This is a genomic window from Marmoricola sp. OAE513 (assembly GCF_040546585.1).
Taxonomy (GTDB): domain Bacteria; phylum Actinomycetota; class Actinomycetes; order Propionibacteriales; family Nocardioidaceae; genus Marmoricola.
Genome location: NZ_JBEPOC010000001.1, coordinates 1,062,318 through 1,077,917 on the forward strand (window position 1 = coordinate 1,062,318; position 15,600 = coordinate 1,077,917).

Annotated in this window: 13 protein-coding genes; 2 read left to right on the top strand and 11 right to left on the bottom strand. The window is 68.9% G+C overall.

Features of this window, described 5'->3' with window-relative positions:
• The 9 genes from ABIE44_RS05440 to ABIE44_RS05480 form a co-directional block, all read right to left on the bottom strand.
• Entirely contained in the window at window positions 1–2,571 is a 2,571-nt protein-coding gene (locus ABIE44_RS05440) for a hypothetical protein (protein ID WP_209721039.1), read from the bottom strand.
• Window positions 2,571–4,196 (bottom strand): phosphate ABC transporter substrate-binding protein PstS, encoded by a 1,626-nt coding sequence (locus ABIE44_RS05445; protein WP_354437869.1) that lies wholly within the window; start codon window positions 4,194–4,196, stop codon window positions 2,571–2,573. Before ABIE44_RS05445 ends, ABIE44_RS05440 begins: the two co-directional genes overlap by 1 nt.
• Window positions 4,193–5,353, bottom strand: coding sequence for a phosphate ABC transporter permease PstA (pstA, locus tag ABIE44_RS05450; protein ID WP_209721037.1), 1,161 nt, complete (start codon window positions 5,351–5,353; stop codon window positions 4,193–4,195). Before pstA ends, ABIE44_RS05445 begins: the two co-directional genes overlap by 4 nt.
• Window positions 5,353–6,363, bottom strand: coding sequence for a phosphate ABC transporter permease subunit PstC (pstC, locus tag ABIE44_RS05455; protein WP_354437870.1), 1,011 nt, complete (start codon window positions 6,361–6,363; stop codon window positions 5,353–5,355). Before pstC ends, pstA begins: the two co-directional genes overlap by 1 nt.
• A gap of 116 nt (window positions 6,364–6,479) precedes the next feature.
• Entirely contained in the window at window positions 6,480–6,887 is a 408-nt protein-coding gene (locus tag ABIE44_RS05460; RefSeq protein ID WP_209721034.1) for a VOC family protein, read from the bottom strand.
• 8 nt (window positions 6,888–6,895) lie between these two features.
• The gene (locus ABIE44_RS05465) at window positions 6,896–8,605 is read right to left on the bottom strand and encodes a glycerol-3-phosphate dehydrogenase/oxidase (protein WP_209721030.1); all 1,710 of its coding nucleotides are present in this window, start codon (window positions 8,603–8,605) and stop codon (window positions 6,896–6,898) included.
• Window positions 8,606–8,640: 35 nt separating this feature from the next.
• A complete protein-coding gene (locus ABIE44_RS05470) occupies window positions 8,641–9,747 on the bottom strand; it encodes a GuaB3 family IMP dehydrogenase-related protein (RefSeq protein ID WP_209721027.1) in 1,107 nt (368 codons plus the stop codon).
• Window positions 9,748–9,794: 47 nt separating this feature from the next.
• The gene (gene guaB, locus ABIE44_RS05475) at window positions 9,795–11,315 is read right to left on the bottom strand and encodes an IMP dehydrogenase (protein WP_209721024.1); all 1,521 of its coding nucleotides are present in this window, start codon (window positions 11,313–11,315) and stop codon (window positions 9,795–9,797) included.
• Between the two features lie 8 nt (window positions 11,316–11,323).
• Window positions 11,324–12,124 carry a GNAT family N-acetyltransferase gene (locus tag ABIE44_RS05480; protein WP_209721021.1) on the bottom strand — a complete coding sequence of 267 codons (801 nt, stop codon included), beginning with the start codon at window positions 12,122–12,124 and terminating at the stop codon, window positions 11,324–11,326.
• 108 nt (window positions 12,125–12,232) lie between these two features.
• On the opposite strand from ABIE44_RS05480, the gene ABIE44_RS05485 reads away from it, so the two are divergent.
• Window positions 12,233–12,532, top strand: coding sequence for a YciI family protein (locus tag ABIE44_RS05485; protein WP_209721018.1), 300 nt, complete (start codon window positions 12,233–12,235; stop codon window positions 12,530–12,532).
• Window positions 12,533–12,556: 24 nt separating this feature from the next.
• Here ABIE44_RS05485 and ABIE44_RS05490 read toward each other — a convergent pair whose 3' ends face one another.
• Entirely contained in the window at window positions 12,557–13,483 is a 927-nt protein-coding gene (locus ABIE44_RS05490; RefSeq protein ID WP_209721016.1) for a sterol desaturase family protein, read from the bottom strand.
• Between the two features lie 72 nt (window positions 13,484–13,555).
• On the opposite strand from ABIE44_RS05490, the gene ABIE44_RS05495 reads away from it, so the two are divergent.
• Window positions 13,556–14,227: a TetR/AcrR family transcriptional regulator gene (locus ABIE44_RS05495; protein ID WP_354437871.1), complete on the top strand. Its 672-nt coding sequence runs from the start codon at window positions 13,556–13,558 to the stop codon at window positions 14,225–14,227.
• On the opposite strand, the gene ABIE44_RS05500 is transcribed toward ABIE44_RS05495, so the two are convergent.
• The gene (locus ABIE44_RS05500; protein ID WP_209721010.1) at window positions 14,195–15,481 is read right to left on the bottom strand and encodes a lipopolysaccharide biosynthesis protein; all 1,287 of its coding nucleotides are present in this window, start codon (window positions 15,479–15,481) and stop codon (window positions 14,195–14,197) included. The genes ABIE44_RS05495 and ABIE44_RS05500 overlap by 33 nt on opposite strands.
• Between the last annotated feature and the right edge of the window lie 119 nt (window positions 15,482–15,600).

Here is a 15,600-nt window from a genome sequence, read left to right on the forward strand (position 1 = left end):
TCACTTGACCCACCGCTGCTGCAGCGCGAGCCGGGAGAAACCGCTGACGACTCCGCCGACGATCGCGATCAGCAGGAGCGTCGGGAGCAACCAGCTGGTCAGGTCCGAGGACGCCTTCGTGGTCCTGGCGACGGCCAGCGGCGCACCCGAGACGACCGGAACCGCACCGTCGGGACCAGCACCTTGCGGGGCACCCGCCACCGGCGTACCGACCCCCGGGACCACGGCGCTGCCGCCGACCGGGCCGGAGGCGGACGGCGGGGTCACCGCGGGAGCAGCCGCGGTCTTCTGCGCCTTGACGGCTTTGGCGACCACCTGGGCGCTGTCGTAGAACGGCTTGGTCGGACCGGAGGCCACGATCGGCAGGTAGCCCTCGGGCAGCTGGCCGTTGGCTCGGCCCGGCCGCTGGCCCTCGGTGCTGGAGACCTTGATGAACTGCGCGACCTTGGCCGCGTCCGCCTTCGGGACGCCCGAGAGCCGGGCTGCGGTGTAGACGATCATCGTGCCCGGGTACGCCGTCGAGCTCCTTGCCAGGCGCGAGCTCGGGATCTCGAACGGCGCGTACTTCTTGCCCTCCTTGGCCAGCGCCACAGCGGCGCGCATGCCTGCCTGGGTCGGGCCGACGTACCTGCCCCCGGCCACGGCGAGGCTGGCGGTCCGCAGGCCGAACCGCTCTGCGTCGCCCAGGGTGGTGACGCCGAACAGGAGCCGGCTGCCGACACCCTGGCGGTCGATGCGGCCGAGCTTGAACGGGTCACCGGGGTTGGGCCGGTCGCACTTGGTCTGCACCAGCGGCCAGGAGTCGAGCACCGCGGAGGCGATCTGGCGCAGGCTGCTCACCGGGGCAGCGACCTGCGGCAGGTACGGCGCCGGGTTGGCCTTGAGGCACTCCAGGTCGCTCTTCGGAACGTAGGTGTCGAGCAGCGGCCACTCCGCGCGCGGCAGCGTGATCTTCTTGTAGAAGGGGTTGACCTTCATGCCCCACGGGTCCGCTGCGCCGTTGACGAAAGCCATCGCGCTCCTGTCACGGGCGATGTAGCCGGTCAGCGCGGTGATCACGTCCGAGGAGGTCGACAGCGACATCAGGGTGGCACCCGCCTCCTGGGAGATGTTGCTCAGGCCGGGGTTGAGCTTCTTGAACTCCGGGTCGTTGTTGATCGACAGCGGGTTGGAGCCCATCCCCGGGTGGCCGGTGCCGAGCTGCGAGGCGGCGTACGACTGCGTCAGCAGCTTGGCGATCAGGCGCGGGGTGAGCTTGAGGTCGGTGAGCTCGCCGGCGTTGTCCGGCTTGTCGACGACGTAGCTGATCGCGAACCCGGTGATCGCCGTCGGCGCGTAGCCGATCGGGTTGGTCGTCTCGGCAACCCGCGGGCCGGACACCTCGGCAGCGACCGCCGCCCCGTTCTCCATCTGCGAGAAGGCGGCGTCGTCGGGCATCGAGTTCTGCTGCCACTTGAACCGGTCCTTGCGCAGGCAGTACGCCGGCGCCCACTGCGTCGCAGCCTGGGAGAGCAGCTCGGAGCCGTAGAACGGGGTCGGCGCGCGCGAGTCGAGGATGTCGCAGGCGCTCGGCGGCAGGCCGAAGGTGATCGGCGCGCTGAACCGGTTCTTCCAGTTCGACTCGGCCCACCAGTACAGCGGTGAGACCGACGCGTCGACGCCGAGGTTCGCGAAGTTGCTGGTGCCCGGCAGGAACTGGCCGGCGCGACGGCAGTTGCGGTCGGCCGCGGCCAGGTCCGGGTTCTTGTCGACGCAGCTGAGGCCCATGATCGGGATCACCACGATCGAGCAGGCGACCTTGTCCGAGCAGCCCAGGGACTCGTTCTCCACCGCGCTGCGGACCTCGAACTCGGTGCTCCCGGTGCCGTCGGTGCTGGTGAACGCCGACTGCTCGGCCGGCGGGAAGGACGAACCGACGGCGGCCTCGGGCGGCATCGTCGCGGACGTGCAGCCCTTGAACGTCTCCCCCTTGGCGGTGACGAAGGGCGTGACGTGGGCGAAGGACGTCTCCGAGGTGTCGTTGCACGCCTCGCCCGGGTACGGCAGCAGGCCGCTCTTGGGCTGACGGGTGGCCTCGTCGGCGAACAGGTCGCGGGTCCAGATCGCGGCGCCCGGGTCCTGGACCTGCGACCGCTGGATCTTGGTCGAGGTCCAGCAGGTCTCCGGCGACAGCCGCTTGGCCTTCGGCAGGTCGGCGTCGTCGGTGCCGCGACACTGCAGGATCACGACCGGGTACTCCTGGTTGAGTCCGGCCTCGCCGAAGGGGTTGGATGCCCGTCCGCCGCTGGGGTGGGCACCGGACCAGGAGATGTGCACGCGCTCGCGGCCCTGAAGGTTCTTCGTGGTGTCGATCTTGACGTTGACGTCCCGGGAGTCGATCTCGCGAACGACGCCGTCGTCGGAGAACTCCCGCTTGATCGTCTTCGTCTTGCTGTAGCCGTCGCCGGTCGACGTCGCCGTCGCGACCAGGCCGGTCGCGGTCGCGGGGACGACCGGGATCATCGCGGCGGCGAGCAGCACCGCACCGCCGGCGAGGCCGAGGCGGATCAGCGGGCGCTTCCCAGGAGTCATCACGGCTGCGCCTTCGACGTCGCGGCGCGGCGGCTGTAGGCGACGTACATGCCGGGCAGCAGCACGAGCGCGAGCAGGAGCAGGATGGCGACGAAGCCGAACGCCTTGTTGTCGCCGTCACGGGTCGGCACCAGCTCGGCCGGCGTACCGATCAGGTCGGCGTTCGCGGTCGCGATGTTGGGATCGACGACACCGTTCCCGGTGGCTGCTCCGGTACCTGTTCCCGTCCCGGTCCCGGGGCCCGTACCGGTTCCGGTGGTCGCGCCGGTGCCTGTTCCCGTGCCCGTCCCGGTACCGGTTCCCGTGCCGCTTCCGGTGTCCGTCGACGGAGCGCCCGTGCCGGTCGCGGTGCCGCACGGGCCTGCCCCCGACTTGTCGCAGGCGGCCGGCTTCGGGGCGATCTCGGCGAGGTGGTTGCGCGAGAGGTTGCCCTTCACGAAGGTCGGGTTGTTGCACGCGGTCACCGAGCGGTTGGTGAGGTCGACCTTGGGGTCGGCCGCCTTCAGCCTGGCGATCTGCTGGAACCCGGCCTGCACCAGGTTGAGCGGCAGCGGCGAGTAGCCGTAGCCGCCGGCCTTCGTCTGACCGGTGCACAGCGAGTAGTACATGAAGTCGGCGAGCGACTGGCGCTTCGCGGTCGTCATCCGTCGGTCCGACTTCGACGTCGGGATGATCATGTAGGAGTACGACGAGAGCGGGTACGCCCGCGGGTCGCTGGCCTTGTAGACGCCGTCGAGGATCTGGGTCAGGTAGTCCGGTGAGCTCTTGTTCTGGTTGATCTTCGCCTTGGTCAGCGCGACGGCGACGTTGTACTGCGTCGGCTCGACGTAGTACCCGCCCTTGTTGAGGACCTTGACCACCGGGTAGTGCGCGTTGAGCGGGTAGGAGTACTCGACGTACCCGATGGTGCCGTTGCCGGCCGCGCCGGAGATCGTGTTCATCACCTGGTCCGAACCCGCGGCCGCGATCATCCGCCCCTTCTTCGGGAAGTACGACGTGAGGCCGCTCTTGCCGAAGTACGGGCGCCAGATGCTGGGGTACATCGAGTCGAGGTACTTGGTGAACTGGGCCGTGGTACCGGATCCGTCCGAGCGGATGACCGGGGTGATCGGCAGCGACGGCAGCGGCTTGCCGTTGTTGTCGGCGGTGATCGCCTTGTCGTTCCAGTTCGTGATCTTGTTGGTGAAGATCTTCGCGATCGTCTCTCCCGAGAGACGCAGCGTCTTGACCGGCTTGCCGCCGACCTTGACCTGGTAGGTGAACGCGGTACCACCGGCGACGATCGGCAGGTAGGCGTAGTCGCGACCGTTGCTGGAGTCGGCCTGCCCCTGCTCGTCCTTGCCCTGGTAGGGGATCTCGGAGACGGCGAAGTCGGTGACGCTGTTCGCGAAGTCCTTGCGACCCTGCGACGAACCGCCACCGTTGTAGGTCACCTTGATGCCCGACGCGTCGACGTCGGAGATCCACTGGGTGAGGATCACCTGCGACCAGGTCGAGCCGGAGCCCTCGATCTGCGCGTAGCTCGCGGCGTTGGCCGGAGCTGCGCCACCGATGGACGCGACCAGGGTCAGGATCATGCCGGCGAAGCCGAGCTTGACCGCGTTGGAGGACGAGGGGCGCTTCACTGGGAATCTCTCATTCGTTGGACGAGGCCGGAGACCCGGCTCGGCTTCGTGGTCCGCTGGCGTGCCAGCGCCCGAGCGATCACGAAGAGGACGAGGACGAGGATCAGCAGCACCGAGGCCGCCCCGAAGGCGCGCTCGATGGCGATCGGCTCACCGCTGCGCACGGTGGAGTAGATGTAGAGCGGCAGCGAGTTCATGACACCGTCGGTCGGGTTGGTCACCAGGAAGCTGGCGGCACCCGAAGTGAGCAGCACCGGAGAGGTCTCCCCGATGCCGCGGGCGATGCCGAGGATCAGCGCGGTGGCCAGTCCCGGTCGGGCGGTCGGCAGGACGACGTGCCAGACGGTCTTCCAGCGAGAGGCACCGAGCGCGAGGCTGGCCTCGCGCAGGCCGCCCGGCACGACGCGGAGGACCACGTCGGCGGCGCGGGCGATGATCGGGAGCATCATCACGCCGAGCGCGAAGGCGGCGCAGATGCCGGAACGCGGAAAGCCGAGACCGATGATCATCACCGTGTAGATGAAGAGGCCGGCGACGATCGAGGGCAGTGCGGTCATGGCCTCGACGACGGTGCGCACGACCTTGGCGAACTTGCCGCCGATCTCGGTCATGAACACCGCGGTGCCGATGCCGAGCGGGATCGTGATGACGGTCGCGATGCCGACCTGGATCAGCGAGCCGACGATGGCGTGCAGGATGCCACCCTTGGTGAAGGGGTCGCGTGGACCGACACCGGCGGAGTCCTCGAAGAAGAAGTTCCAGTGCAGCAGCGGCTTGTAGCCCTGCTTGAACACGTAGATCAGCGTCGAGGCGAGCGCGAAGCCGACGATCAGCGTGCCGGCCGTGACGAAAGCGGTGGCGACCCGGTCGCGGACCTCGATCGCCGAGCCCGTCATCGCGGCGGTGATGCCGGTGATCACGACGCCCATGACGAAGCCGACGATGAGGAACCAGGTCAGCCCGCCCGCGGGCAGCAGTCGCTGGGTGATCACCCAGGAGAGGGCGAACCCTCCCGCCCACGACCCGATCTGGGTGAAGCGGTCCTCGGGGTTGGCGGCACGCAGACCGCTGCGCGGCACCGGCGGCGGGGCGTCGTCGTTCGGCACGGGGAGCGACGTCGCCCCCAGCGGCATCGCCGGGTCGATCATGGAGGTCATCAGGCGTCCGTCCCGGCGCCCGAGCGGCTGCGTTGGACCACGATCGCGGCCAGGGTGTTGATGATCAGGGTGATCACGAAGAGCACGAAGCCGGCCGTGAGCAGGGCCGAGAGCTGCGAGTCGCTGGCCTCGCCGAAGCGGCCGGCGATGAGGGCGGAGATCGTGCTGGTGCCGATCTCGAGCACCCGCGGCTTCACCTCGAAGGAGGGCGAGATGATCAGCAGGACCGCGATGGTCTCACCGAGCGCGCGGCCCAGCGCGAGCATGGTGCCGCCGATGATGCCGCCCCGACCGAACGGGATGACGACCGTCTGGATCATGCCCCAGCGGGTGGAGCCGAGCGCGAGCGCCGCCTCCTTCTCCCCCGGAGGCGTCTGCGAGAAGACCTGGCGCATCACGGCGCAGGCCATCGGGAGCACCATCATCGCGACGGCCAGGCCGGCGCAGAACGCCGAGGCGGTGTAGCGCGAGCGGTCCCAGATGGCGGCGTCGGGGTTGGCGTCGACGTCGAAGAACGGGATCCAGCCGAAGTGCTTCTGCAGGAAGAGCGCGACCTCGCTCGCGTGCGGCTGCAGGAGGAAGAACCCCCAGAGGCCGTAGACGATGCTGGGCACGGCGGCCATCAGGTCGACGAGCGCGACCAGCGTCGACTTCAGCCGGGCCGGGGCGAACTCGCTGATGTAGAGGGCCGTGGCCAGGGCCAGGGGGAAGGCGACGATCAGCGCGACCATGGCGACCGAGAACGTGCCCACCAGGACAGCTCCGATGCCGAGCACGTCGGTGTCCGGGGACCACTGGGTCTCGGTGAAGAAGGACAGCCCGTAGTGCTTGAGGGTCGGCACCGACTGCAGCGCCAGGAAGAGGCCGATGCCTCCGGTGATCAGGAGGACTGTCGCACCGGTGGACCGGGCGACGTAGGCGAAGATTCGGTCCGACCCCGTGTTGGTCGAAGCCAGGGTGCGCGGGACCGCAGGCTCAGTCTGCGGTTCCTCGCTGGCGAGGATCGTCACTCGTTCTACCCCTGTCGGTCACCTACTGGTCGGGATCAATGTCCGGAACGAGAGCGGCCAATCAGGGGGAACAAGGTGAACGACGGGCGAACAGTGGCGGACGAACGGTGTGAGACCTAGGGGGCAGGGGCACCCTGGGCGATCTGCTCCAGGCTGCGCAGGATGCAGAACTCGTTGCCCTCCGGGTCCGCCAGCACGATCCAGCCGATGCCCGGTGCGTGGTGGTCGCCCTGGTCGTCGACGATCGTGGCGCCGAGCGACACTGCCCAGGCGACCTCCTCGTCACGGGTGCGCTCGACCGGACGCAGGTCGAAGTGCATCCGGTTCTTGGTCTGCTTGCTGTCCGGTGTCTCGATGAACAGCACCTGGTGACCGCCGTCCGGCCGCTGGATCATGCACTCCTCGTGCCCGGGAAGGTTGGGGTCGCCCTCGATGTCGACGTACCCGAGCAGCTGCTTCCACCACTCGGAGAGCTCGTAGGCGTTCCTGCAGTCGATGGTGGTGTGCGAGATGAACGACGTCACTGCTTCTCCTAGCCTGCCCAGGGACCTTCCGGCGCCTGGACCCGGGCCTCGTCGGCTTCCTGGTCGGTGAGCTTCTCCTGACTCTGCCGCTCGGCCTCGACGCGGCGCAACCAGTGATCGACCTCCTCCTCGAGCCGGGACCGGTCCCACCCGAGGACGCCGCCCATCAGCTCGGCGACCTGCTGAGCCGCGAGCGTGCCGCGGTCGAAGGTCTCGATCGAGATCCGCGTACGGCGGGCAAGCACGTCGTCGAGGTGGCGAGCTCCTTCGTGGGTGACCGCGTAGACGACCTCGGCCCCGAGGTAGTCCTCAGCGTGGATGAGCGGCTCGGCGAGCGAGGGGTCCTCGATCATCAGGTCGAGCAGCTCGTCGACCATGCCGCCGTACCGGCCGAGCAGGTGATCGATGCGCGCGAGGTGCAGCCCCGAGGTACGGGCCAGCGTCGCGCGCTGGTTGGTACGGGTCTCGAACCCGTGCGCCCCGAGCAGCGGAACCCGGTCGGTGATGCTCGGGCGGGCTCCCCCCTCCAGCGTCTTCGCGGCCACGTCGACCGCGTCCTTGGCCATCACCCGGTACGTCGTCAGCTTGCCGCCGGCGATCATCACCAGGCCGGGCACGGGGGCGACCACGGTGTGCTCGCGGGAGATCTTCGAGGTCGGCTCGGTCTCACCCTTGAGCAGCGGGCGGAGACCGGCGTAGACGCCCTCGACGTCGTCGTGGTCGAGCGGGTCGCGCAGAAGGGTGTTCACGTGACCGAGGACGTAGTCGATGTCGGCACGTGAGGCGGCCGGGTGGGCGAGGTCGAGGTCCCACGGGGTGTCGGTGGTGCCGATGATCCAGTGCCGGCCCCACGGGATCACGAAGAGCACCGACTTCTCGGTCTTGGTGATGAACCCGGTCTCGGAGCGGATCCGGTCCTTCGGCACGACCAGGTGGATGCCCTTGCTGGCCTCGACCTTGAGCGCGCCCTTGCCGCCGACGAGCTCCTGGATGCCGTCAGTCCAGACGCCGGCCGCGTTGATGACGACGCGGGCGCGGACCTCGTAGCTGACGTCGTCCTCGAGGTCGCGGATCGTCGCCCCGACGACCCGTTCGCCCTCGCGCAGGAACCCGGTGACCTGGGTGCGCGAGGCCACGTGCGCGCCGTACGCCGCGGCGGTGCGCGCGACGTTCATCACCAGCCGGGCGTCGTCGACCTGGCAGTCGTAGTAACGGATCGCGCCGGTGAGGTTCTCGGTGCGCAGGTCCGGCGCCATCCGGGCGATCTGGCGGCGGAAAAGGTGCTTGTGCTTGGGCACGCCCATCTCGTACTTGCCGGCCATCGCCATGCCGTCGTACAGCGCGAGGCCGGCGCCGACGTACGGGCGCTCCCAGGTGTGGTGCAGCGGGTAGAGGAACGGCACCGGCCGGACCAGGTGCGGCGCGAGCCGGGTCAGCAGCAGACCGCGCTCCTCCAGCGCCTCGCGGACCAGGCCGAAGTCGAACATCTCCAGGTAGCGCAGGCCGCCGTGGACGAGCTTGCTGCTGCGGCTGCTGGTGCCGCTGGCGAAGTCGCGCTGCTCGACGATCGCCGTCGAGAGCCCGCGGGTGACCGCGTCCAGCGCGACGCCGACACCGACGACTCCCCCGCCGACGACGAGGACGTCGAGCTCGTGGTCCGACATCCCTTTCAGCGCAGCCGCGCGCGAGTGCGGTCCGAGGTCTGCGGTCAGGGCCATGCAGCCAGTCTGTCAGGAGGACGTGACAGGCAGGGTTACTGGACGACGACCTCGATGCGCTGGAACTCCTTGAGCTCGGTGTAGCCGGTGGTGGCCATGGCGCGCTTGAGGGCGCCGACGAGGTTCATGGTGCCGTCGGCCACGCGAGAAGGCCCGAAGAGGATCTCCTCCAGTGTGCCGACCGTGCCCATCTCGACGCGCTCGCCGCGGGGCAGGTTCTCGTGGTGCGCCTCGGCGCCCCAGTGGAAGCCCTGGCCCGGAGCGTCGGTGGCCCGCGCGAGCGGGGAGCCGATCATGACGGCGTCAGCGCCGCAGGCGATCGCCTTGGCGATGTCGCCGCTGCGGCCGATCGAACCGTCGGCGATCACGTGCACGTAGCGACCACCGGACTCGTCCATGTAGTCGCGGCGGGCGGCGGCGACGTCGGCGACGGCGCTGGCCATCGGAACGGAGACACCGAGGACGGCGCGGGTGGTGTGCGCGGCACCGCCGCCGAAACCGACGAGCACGCCCGCTGCGCCGGTGCGCATCAGGTGCACAGCCGCCTGGTGGGTCGCGCAGCCACCGACGATGACCGGGACGTCGAGCTCGTAGATGAACTCCTTGAGGTTCAGCGGCTCGGCCTGCCCGGAGACGTGCTCGGCGCTCACGGTCGTGCCGCGGATGACGAACATGTCGACACCGGCGTCGACGACCGCCTTGGCGAACTCCTTGGTGCGCTGCGGCGACAGCGCGCCGGCGACGGTGACACCCGAGGCGCGCACCTCGCGCAACCGCTCGGTGATCAGCTCGGCCTTGATCGGCTCGGTGTAGACCTCCTGCATGCGCGCGACCGCGGCGGCGTTGTCGAGGCCGGCGATCTCCTCCAGCAGCGGCGCCGGGTCCTCGTACCGGGTCCAGAGGCCCTCGAGGTTCAGCACGCCGAGACCGCCGTGCTTGCCGAACGCGATCGCGGTCTCCGGCGACATCACCGAGTCCATCGGCGCGGCCAGGATCGGGAGGTCGAACCGGTACGCGTCGATCTGCCACGTCGTGGAGACCTCTTCGGGGTCCCGCGTACGCCGGCTCGGCACGATGGCGATGTCGTCGAACGAATACGCGCGGCGACCGCGCTTGGCGCGGCCGATCTCGATCTCAGTCACCCGTGGATCCTACTTGTGAGCGGCGCCAGGCGTGGCGCAGGCGTCGCTCAGTGGCCGCTGTAGTTCGGCGCTTCCACCGTCATCTGCACGTCGTGCGGGTGGCTCTCCTTGAGCGACGCCGCGGTGATCCGGATGAACTGGCCCTTCTCCTTCAGCTCCGGGATCGTGCGCGCTCCGACGTAGAACATCGACTGGTTGAGGCCGCCGATGAGCTGGTGCGCGACTGCGGAGAGCGGCCCGCGGTAGGCGACCTGGCCCTCGATTCCCTCGGGCACGATCTTGTCGTCGCTGGTGACCTCGGCCTGAAAGTAGCGGTCCTTGGAGTACGACTTCTTGCCGCGGCTCGACATCGCGCCGAGCGAACCCATGCCGCGGTAGGACTTGAACTGCTTGCCGTTGACGAAGACGAGGTCGCCCGGGGACTCCTCGCAGCCGGCCAGCAGCGAGCCGAGCATGACCGACTCGGCGCCGGCGACGATCGCCTTCGCGATCTCTCCGGAGTGCTTGAGGCCACCGTCGGCGATGACCGGGATGCCGGCGGGGCCGGCCGCCAGGGACGCCTCGTAGACAGCCGTGACCTGCGGCGCACCGACACCGGTGACGACGCGCGTCGTACAGATGGAGCCCGGTCCGACGCCGACCTTGATCGCGTCGGCGCCGACGTCGACGAAGGCCTGGGCTCCGGCGCGGGTCGCGACGTTGCCGCCGATCACCTGGACGTGCCGGGTGGCGGGGTCGGACTTGAGGCGGGCGACCATGTCGAGCAGCAGCTTCACGTGGCCGTGGGCTGTGTCGGCGACGAGCACGTCGACGCCGGCCTCGATCAGCGTGGTGGCCCGCTCCCAGGCGTCACCGAAGTAGCCGATCGCGGCGCCGACCATGAGGCGTCCGTCGGCGTCCTGGGAGGCGTTCGGGAACTGCTCGCCCTTGACGAAGTCCTTGACCGTGATCAGCCCGGCTAGACGCCCGTCGGCGTCGATGATCGGGAGACGCTCGCGCTTGTGCTGACGCAGCAGCGTGGTGGCGTCCTCGCGCGAGATGCCGACCGGCGCGGTGATCAGCGGCATCGGAGTCATCACCTCGTCGACCTTGGTGGAGGCCCACTCCGCGACCGGGGTGAACCGGAGGTCGCGGTTGGTGATGATGCCGAGGAGACGGTTGTCGATGTCGACGACAGGCAGGCCCGAGACACGGTACTCGCCGCAGATGTTGTCGAGCTCCTCGAGCGTCGCGTCCGGCCCGATGGTGATCGGGTTGGAGATCATCCCGGTCTGGGTCCGCTTGACCAGGTCGACCTGGTAGGCCTGCTCCTCGGCGGAGAGGTTGCGGTGCAGGATGCCGATGCCGCCCTCGCGGGCCATCGCGATCGCCATCCGCGACTCGGTGACCGTGTCCATCGCAGCGCTGATCAGCGGCACCTTGATCGAGATCTCGCGCGTCAGCCGCGTGGTGGTGTCGATCTCGTTGGGATTGAGATCCGAGGACCCCGGAAGGAGGAGGACGTCGTCGTACGTGAGGCCCAGAGCGGCAAACTTCGCGGGCACTTCTTCGGGAACTTCGGAGGCCATACCGAAGTCTATCCGGCGAGGAGCTCCGTCACAGGACGTACCCCGGCGAGCGAGATGTGAACACTCAACCCCTGTTCGGTGAGCCGGATCCGGCCGCGCATCCCGGCCGCGGCGAGCACCGGGACGACACCCTCCTCGGTCGGCGGCGCGACCATCATCAGCTCGCCCGCCCCGCGACCGGCGGCCAGGCCGCTGACCTGGCGCAGCAGCTGACGACCGATGCCGAGACGTCGCCACGCGGGCGCCACCTCCAGGCTGGCCTCGACGGTGCCGTCGACCACGGCGTGCAGACGTGCGGCCCCGACGACGTGGACGCCGATCTTCGCCAGGACGCTGTCGTCGTCGACGACGTACTCGACCACGGCGCTGCCGGCTGCAGGCGTGGGGGGAACACCCACAGCCGACCGCGCACGATCTGCGAGCTCGGTCAGCGCGGCGGCGCGGACCTGCTCGGTCGCCGACCAGCTCACCCGAGCGCCCAGGAGTGCGGTCAGCTCTGCCGGGAGCGAGTCCGGCGATTCCAGCACCGTCATGGCTGCGCGCAGCCACGCCGTCGGCTGGTCAACGAGGTCGTGAGTGGCACAGGGGACGACGCTCACCTCGTCTCCTCCCGCGCCACTCACGAGTTCCACGACCGCCGCAGCGGTCCAACTGTCCGGCGTCTCGACGACGATGTCGTCGATCACCGAGCCCAACTCCGGGTAGATCTGCAGGCCGAGGATGTTCACCCCAGCGTCCCCGCACTGCTGCGCGAGCAGTGCGAGCGCGCCAGGGGTGTCCGTGAGCCTGGTCCGTACCCGGTAGAACATGGCTCCACAGTGCCCACCACGTGTTGCACATCGGCTGCGTCCTCGTTACAGCCGCGAAAACAAGCGCTCACAGGAGGAGGGAGCCAAGACCGGGTCTACTGTCGGCCCATGAGCGAATGGATCTACTTCATCCACCCGCCGCGGGAGAACTTCGTCGAGACGATCACCGAGGAGGAGGCCGGGATCATGCAGGTGCACGCCGGCCACCTCGCCGAGCTGCACCAGCAGGGCGTGCTCATCCTGGCCGGCCCGACGTTCGGGCGGATCAACACGGGCATCGCAGTGATCGAGGCCGACGACGAGGACGCCGCGACGACGATCATGAGCTCCGACCCGGCGATCACCTCCGGTCTGATGACCGGCGAGCTGCGGCCGATGCGGGTGGCCTTCCTGCGTGGACGCGATTGAGCAGAGTCTGCGCGGCGTCGACGACTAGGCCGCAGGCCGGATCGGCTCCAGGTCCGGGTCGAGCGGGTGGTTCCGCGGCTCCCAGCCCGGAGGCCCGAACAGGTAGCCGAGCTTGTCCCGCCACGACGCCGCGGCGTGGACGTTGCGCATGATCTGGGCGTAGTCGCCGTACTGGAGCTTGATCATGTTGTAGGTGTTCACCGGCTTGGTGAGCCCGTACGTCGGCCGCTTGGTCTCCTCGACGAAGGAGCCGAACATCCGGTCCCAGATGATCAGGATGCCGGCGTAGTTCTTGTCCAGGTACTCCGGGTCCGAACCGTGGTGCACGCGGTGGTGCGACGGCGTGTTGAACACGAACTCGATCGGGCGGGGGAGCTTGCCGATCGTCTCGGTGTGCGTGAAGAACTGCCAGACCAGGTTGATCCCGAAGGCCACGTAGATGGTCCACGGGTCGAAGCCCAGGAACGGCAACGGCAACCAGAACAGGAACTCGAACCAGGGGTTCCACTTCTGTCGCAGGGCGGTGGCGAAGTTCATGTACTCGCTCGAGTGGTGCGCCTGGTGCGCGGCCCAGCCGACGTTGACCCGGTGCACGAACCGGTGCGAGGCGTAGAAGGACAGGTCGACCGCGAGGATCAGCAGGACCCAGTACCACCAGGTGTCGGTCGGCATCTTGAGCGCGTCCGGGGTGAGGTGGGTGAAGACGGCGATGAACACCAGGAACGACCCGACCTTCAGCGCCAGCGAGAACACCAGGCTGATCAGTCCCATGCCCATGCTCGTCCGGGCGTCAGGTCCGAGGTAGCCGGTGCGGCTCTTGCCGGCCTCCTCGTGGTCGTCGTCGAGGAACTTCAGGGCGGCGAGCTCGATGGCGATGGTGAGCAGGAAGAACGGCACCGCATAGGTGACCGGGTTCTTCATCGGGTCGAGCAGCTCGTGGAGGTCGTTCATCGCTGGGTCCTGTTCTCGATATGACTCTCGGGTAAGTTACCACAGGTTCATATTTGCCGCTAGGGTGACCTCATGCCGTCCTCCCCCACCTCCAACGCCGGCACCAAGGGCGTCGCCCGCGCCGACCGGGAGGCTCAGATCGTCGAGGTCGCGAGCCGGCTCTTCGGCACGTCGGGCTTCGCGGCCACCTCGGTCGCCGACGTGGCGCGGGCCGCGGGGATCTCCAAGCCGCTCATCTACAACTACTTCGGCTCCAAGGAGGGTCTGTACGCCGTGTGCCTGCGGCACGCGGCCGGGACGCTGACCGCCGAGATCGAGCGCTCCTCCGCGCTCGGCGCCGTTGGGCTGGCCCGCGCGGTCGTCACGCTGGACGGCATGTTCCGCGCGCTGGCGCCGCAGCCCTGGATCTGGCGCCTGGTCTTCGACCCCTCCGCTCCGCGCGACGGGGAGATCGGCCAGATCATCGCCGAGCACGAGGCTCGCATCTTCGTCTTCGGCGAGGAGGGCGTCGGCGAGCTGCTGCGTCTTGCCGGGAACGACGACCGCGACGACATGCTGGCGATGCGTGCGGTCTGGGAGAACGTGTTCCGCACCCTGGTCACCTGGTGGCTGGACAACCCGGGTGTCACGCCGGAGGAGATGACCCAGCGCTGCATCCGGGTGTTCAGCACGGTCTTCGGTGAGATCGTGCTGCCCGCTTTCCACGACGGCCTAGAGGACCGCGATCTCCTCGCCGGAGCGTGAGCGACGGATGGAGAAGGTCAGCCACGGCACGATCTGGAGGAACAGCCCGACGAGCAGACCCGACACCAACGGGCCTGCAGCGCCCCACTCCTCGGCCAGGACCACGGACAGGACGAGGTTCGCCGGCACGGTGAGCAGCGACGTCGCTGCCACCAGTCGCGCACCCTTCGGGTCGACCAGGCTCATCGACAACGGCAGCGCCACGGCCTGCAACGTGGTGACGGTGGCGGCCAGCGCCGGGAGCCCGTAGCCGAGGGAGATCTCGTCGCCGCTGATGACGTTCCCGATCGGATCGGCGAGCACCACCATGAGCGCACTCACCACGAGCGTGCCGCCGACGAAGCCCGCCAGCACCAGCCTCATCGCGGGGCCTGCTTTGCCGTCGACCCGTGCGCGGGTGTACATGGGCCACAGCGGCTGGGCGGTCGCGACCACGAGGCCGGTCACCGGGGCGAAGAGCTGGAGCACGAGTGCGTAGCGAGCCACCTCGTCGTTGCTCGAGACATGGCTGAGCACCACCCGGTCCGCGAAGTAGGCGAGCGGGAGGGCGAGGGAGGTGATCAGCATCGGGATCGCGAGCGACCGGACCCGGGCGCCGGGGTACCGCGCTCGGAACGGTGCGCGGGCGAGCGCGGTCGACCAGCGGAAACCCGTCACCCGCTGGCTGAGCGCGAAAGTCCCCCAGTTCACGAGGAAGATTCCCAGCGAGGGGATCAGTATCAGGTAGCCGGCCTCGAGGTCGGTCGTGGTGAGAACCCAGACGAACACTGCCGCGAGCACGGTGCTGAACGCTTGCGTCGCGATGGTCAGGTGGTTGCGCCCCGTGGCCAGGAAGGCGCTCTGGCCGAGCCCGGGGACGAAGCTGAGCCCGTAGAGAATGATCGCCACGGCGACGTACGCGTTGCCCCCCGAGGCATCGCCGAGCAGGCGGGGCCACAGGTCACCGGCACCCAGTCCGGCAGAGACCACGCAGACCACGAAGGCCGAGAGCGCGAGCACGCGGACGGCGGTGATGCCGGTGCGCAGGCTGAGGTCGTCGTCGACACCGTGCGCTGCGATCACCTGCGTCACCGTGGCGCCCGCACCGAGGTTGTTCAGCGGGATCAGCAGCAGCACCGACACGATGAGCGCGTAGCTGCTGAAGGAGTCCTTGCCGTAGTTCGTGATGATCAGGTGGCTGGCCACCAGTCCCGCTATCCCCTGCGGGATGAACCCCAGGACGCGCGCCAGCGCGCTGTAGACGAGTGCTCGCATCAGAGGGCGTCAGGTCCGTCGATGTGCACCGGCCGACCCTAGCAGCGCGCACACCCGGCCGAGGTCGTTCGCTCAGACGCACAGCGCGCTGCCGCACCGGTCTCCCGGTGCGACAGCGC

Excerpts from the sequence above, each read along its gene's own strand:
- ABIE44_RS05500 (WP_209721010.1), bottom strand. The coding sequence starts at position 15,481 with ATGCGAGCACTCGTCTACAGCGCGCTGGCGCGCGTCCTGGGGTTCATC.
- guaB (WP_209721024.1), bottom strand. The coding sequence starts at position 11,315 with ATGGCCTCCGAAGTTCCCGAAGAAGTGCCCGCGAAGTTTGCCGCTCTG.
- ABIE44_RS05485 (WP_209721018.1), top strand. The coding sequence starts at position 12,233 with ATGAGCGAATGGATCTACTTCATCCACCCGCCGCGGGAGAACTTCGTC.
- ABIE44_RS05440 (WP_209721039.1), bottom strand. The coding sequence starts at position 2,571 with ATGACTCCTGGGAAGCGCCCGCTGATCCGCCTCGGCCTCGCCGGCGGT.
- ABIE44_RS05480 (WP_209721021.1), bottom strand. The coding sequence starts at position 12,124 with ATGTTCTACCGGGTACGGACCAGGCTCACGGACACCCCTGGCGCGCTC.
- ABIE44_RS05465 (WP_209721030.1), bottom strand. The coding sequence starts at position 8,605 with ATGGCCCTGACCGCAGACCTCGGACCGCACTCGCGCGCGGCTGCGCTG.
- ABIE44_RS05490 (WP_209721016.1), bottom strand. The coding sequence starts at position 13,483 with ATGAACGACCTCCACGAGCTGCTCGACCCGATGAAGAACCCGGTCACC.
- ABIE44_RS05495 (WP_354437871.1), top strand. The coding sequence starts at position 13,556 with ATGCCGTCCTCCCCCACCTCCAACGCCGGCACCAAGGGCGTCGCCCGC.
- pstA (WP_209721037.1), bottom strand. The coding sequence starts at position 5,353 with ATGACCTCCATGATCGACCCGGCGATGCCGCTGGGGGCGACGTCGCTC.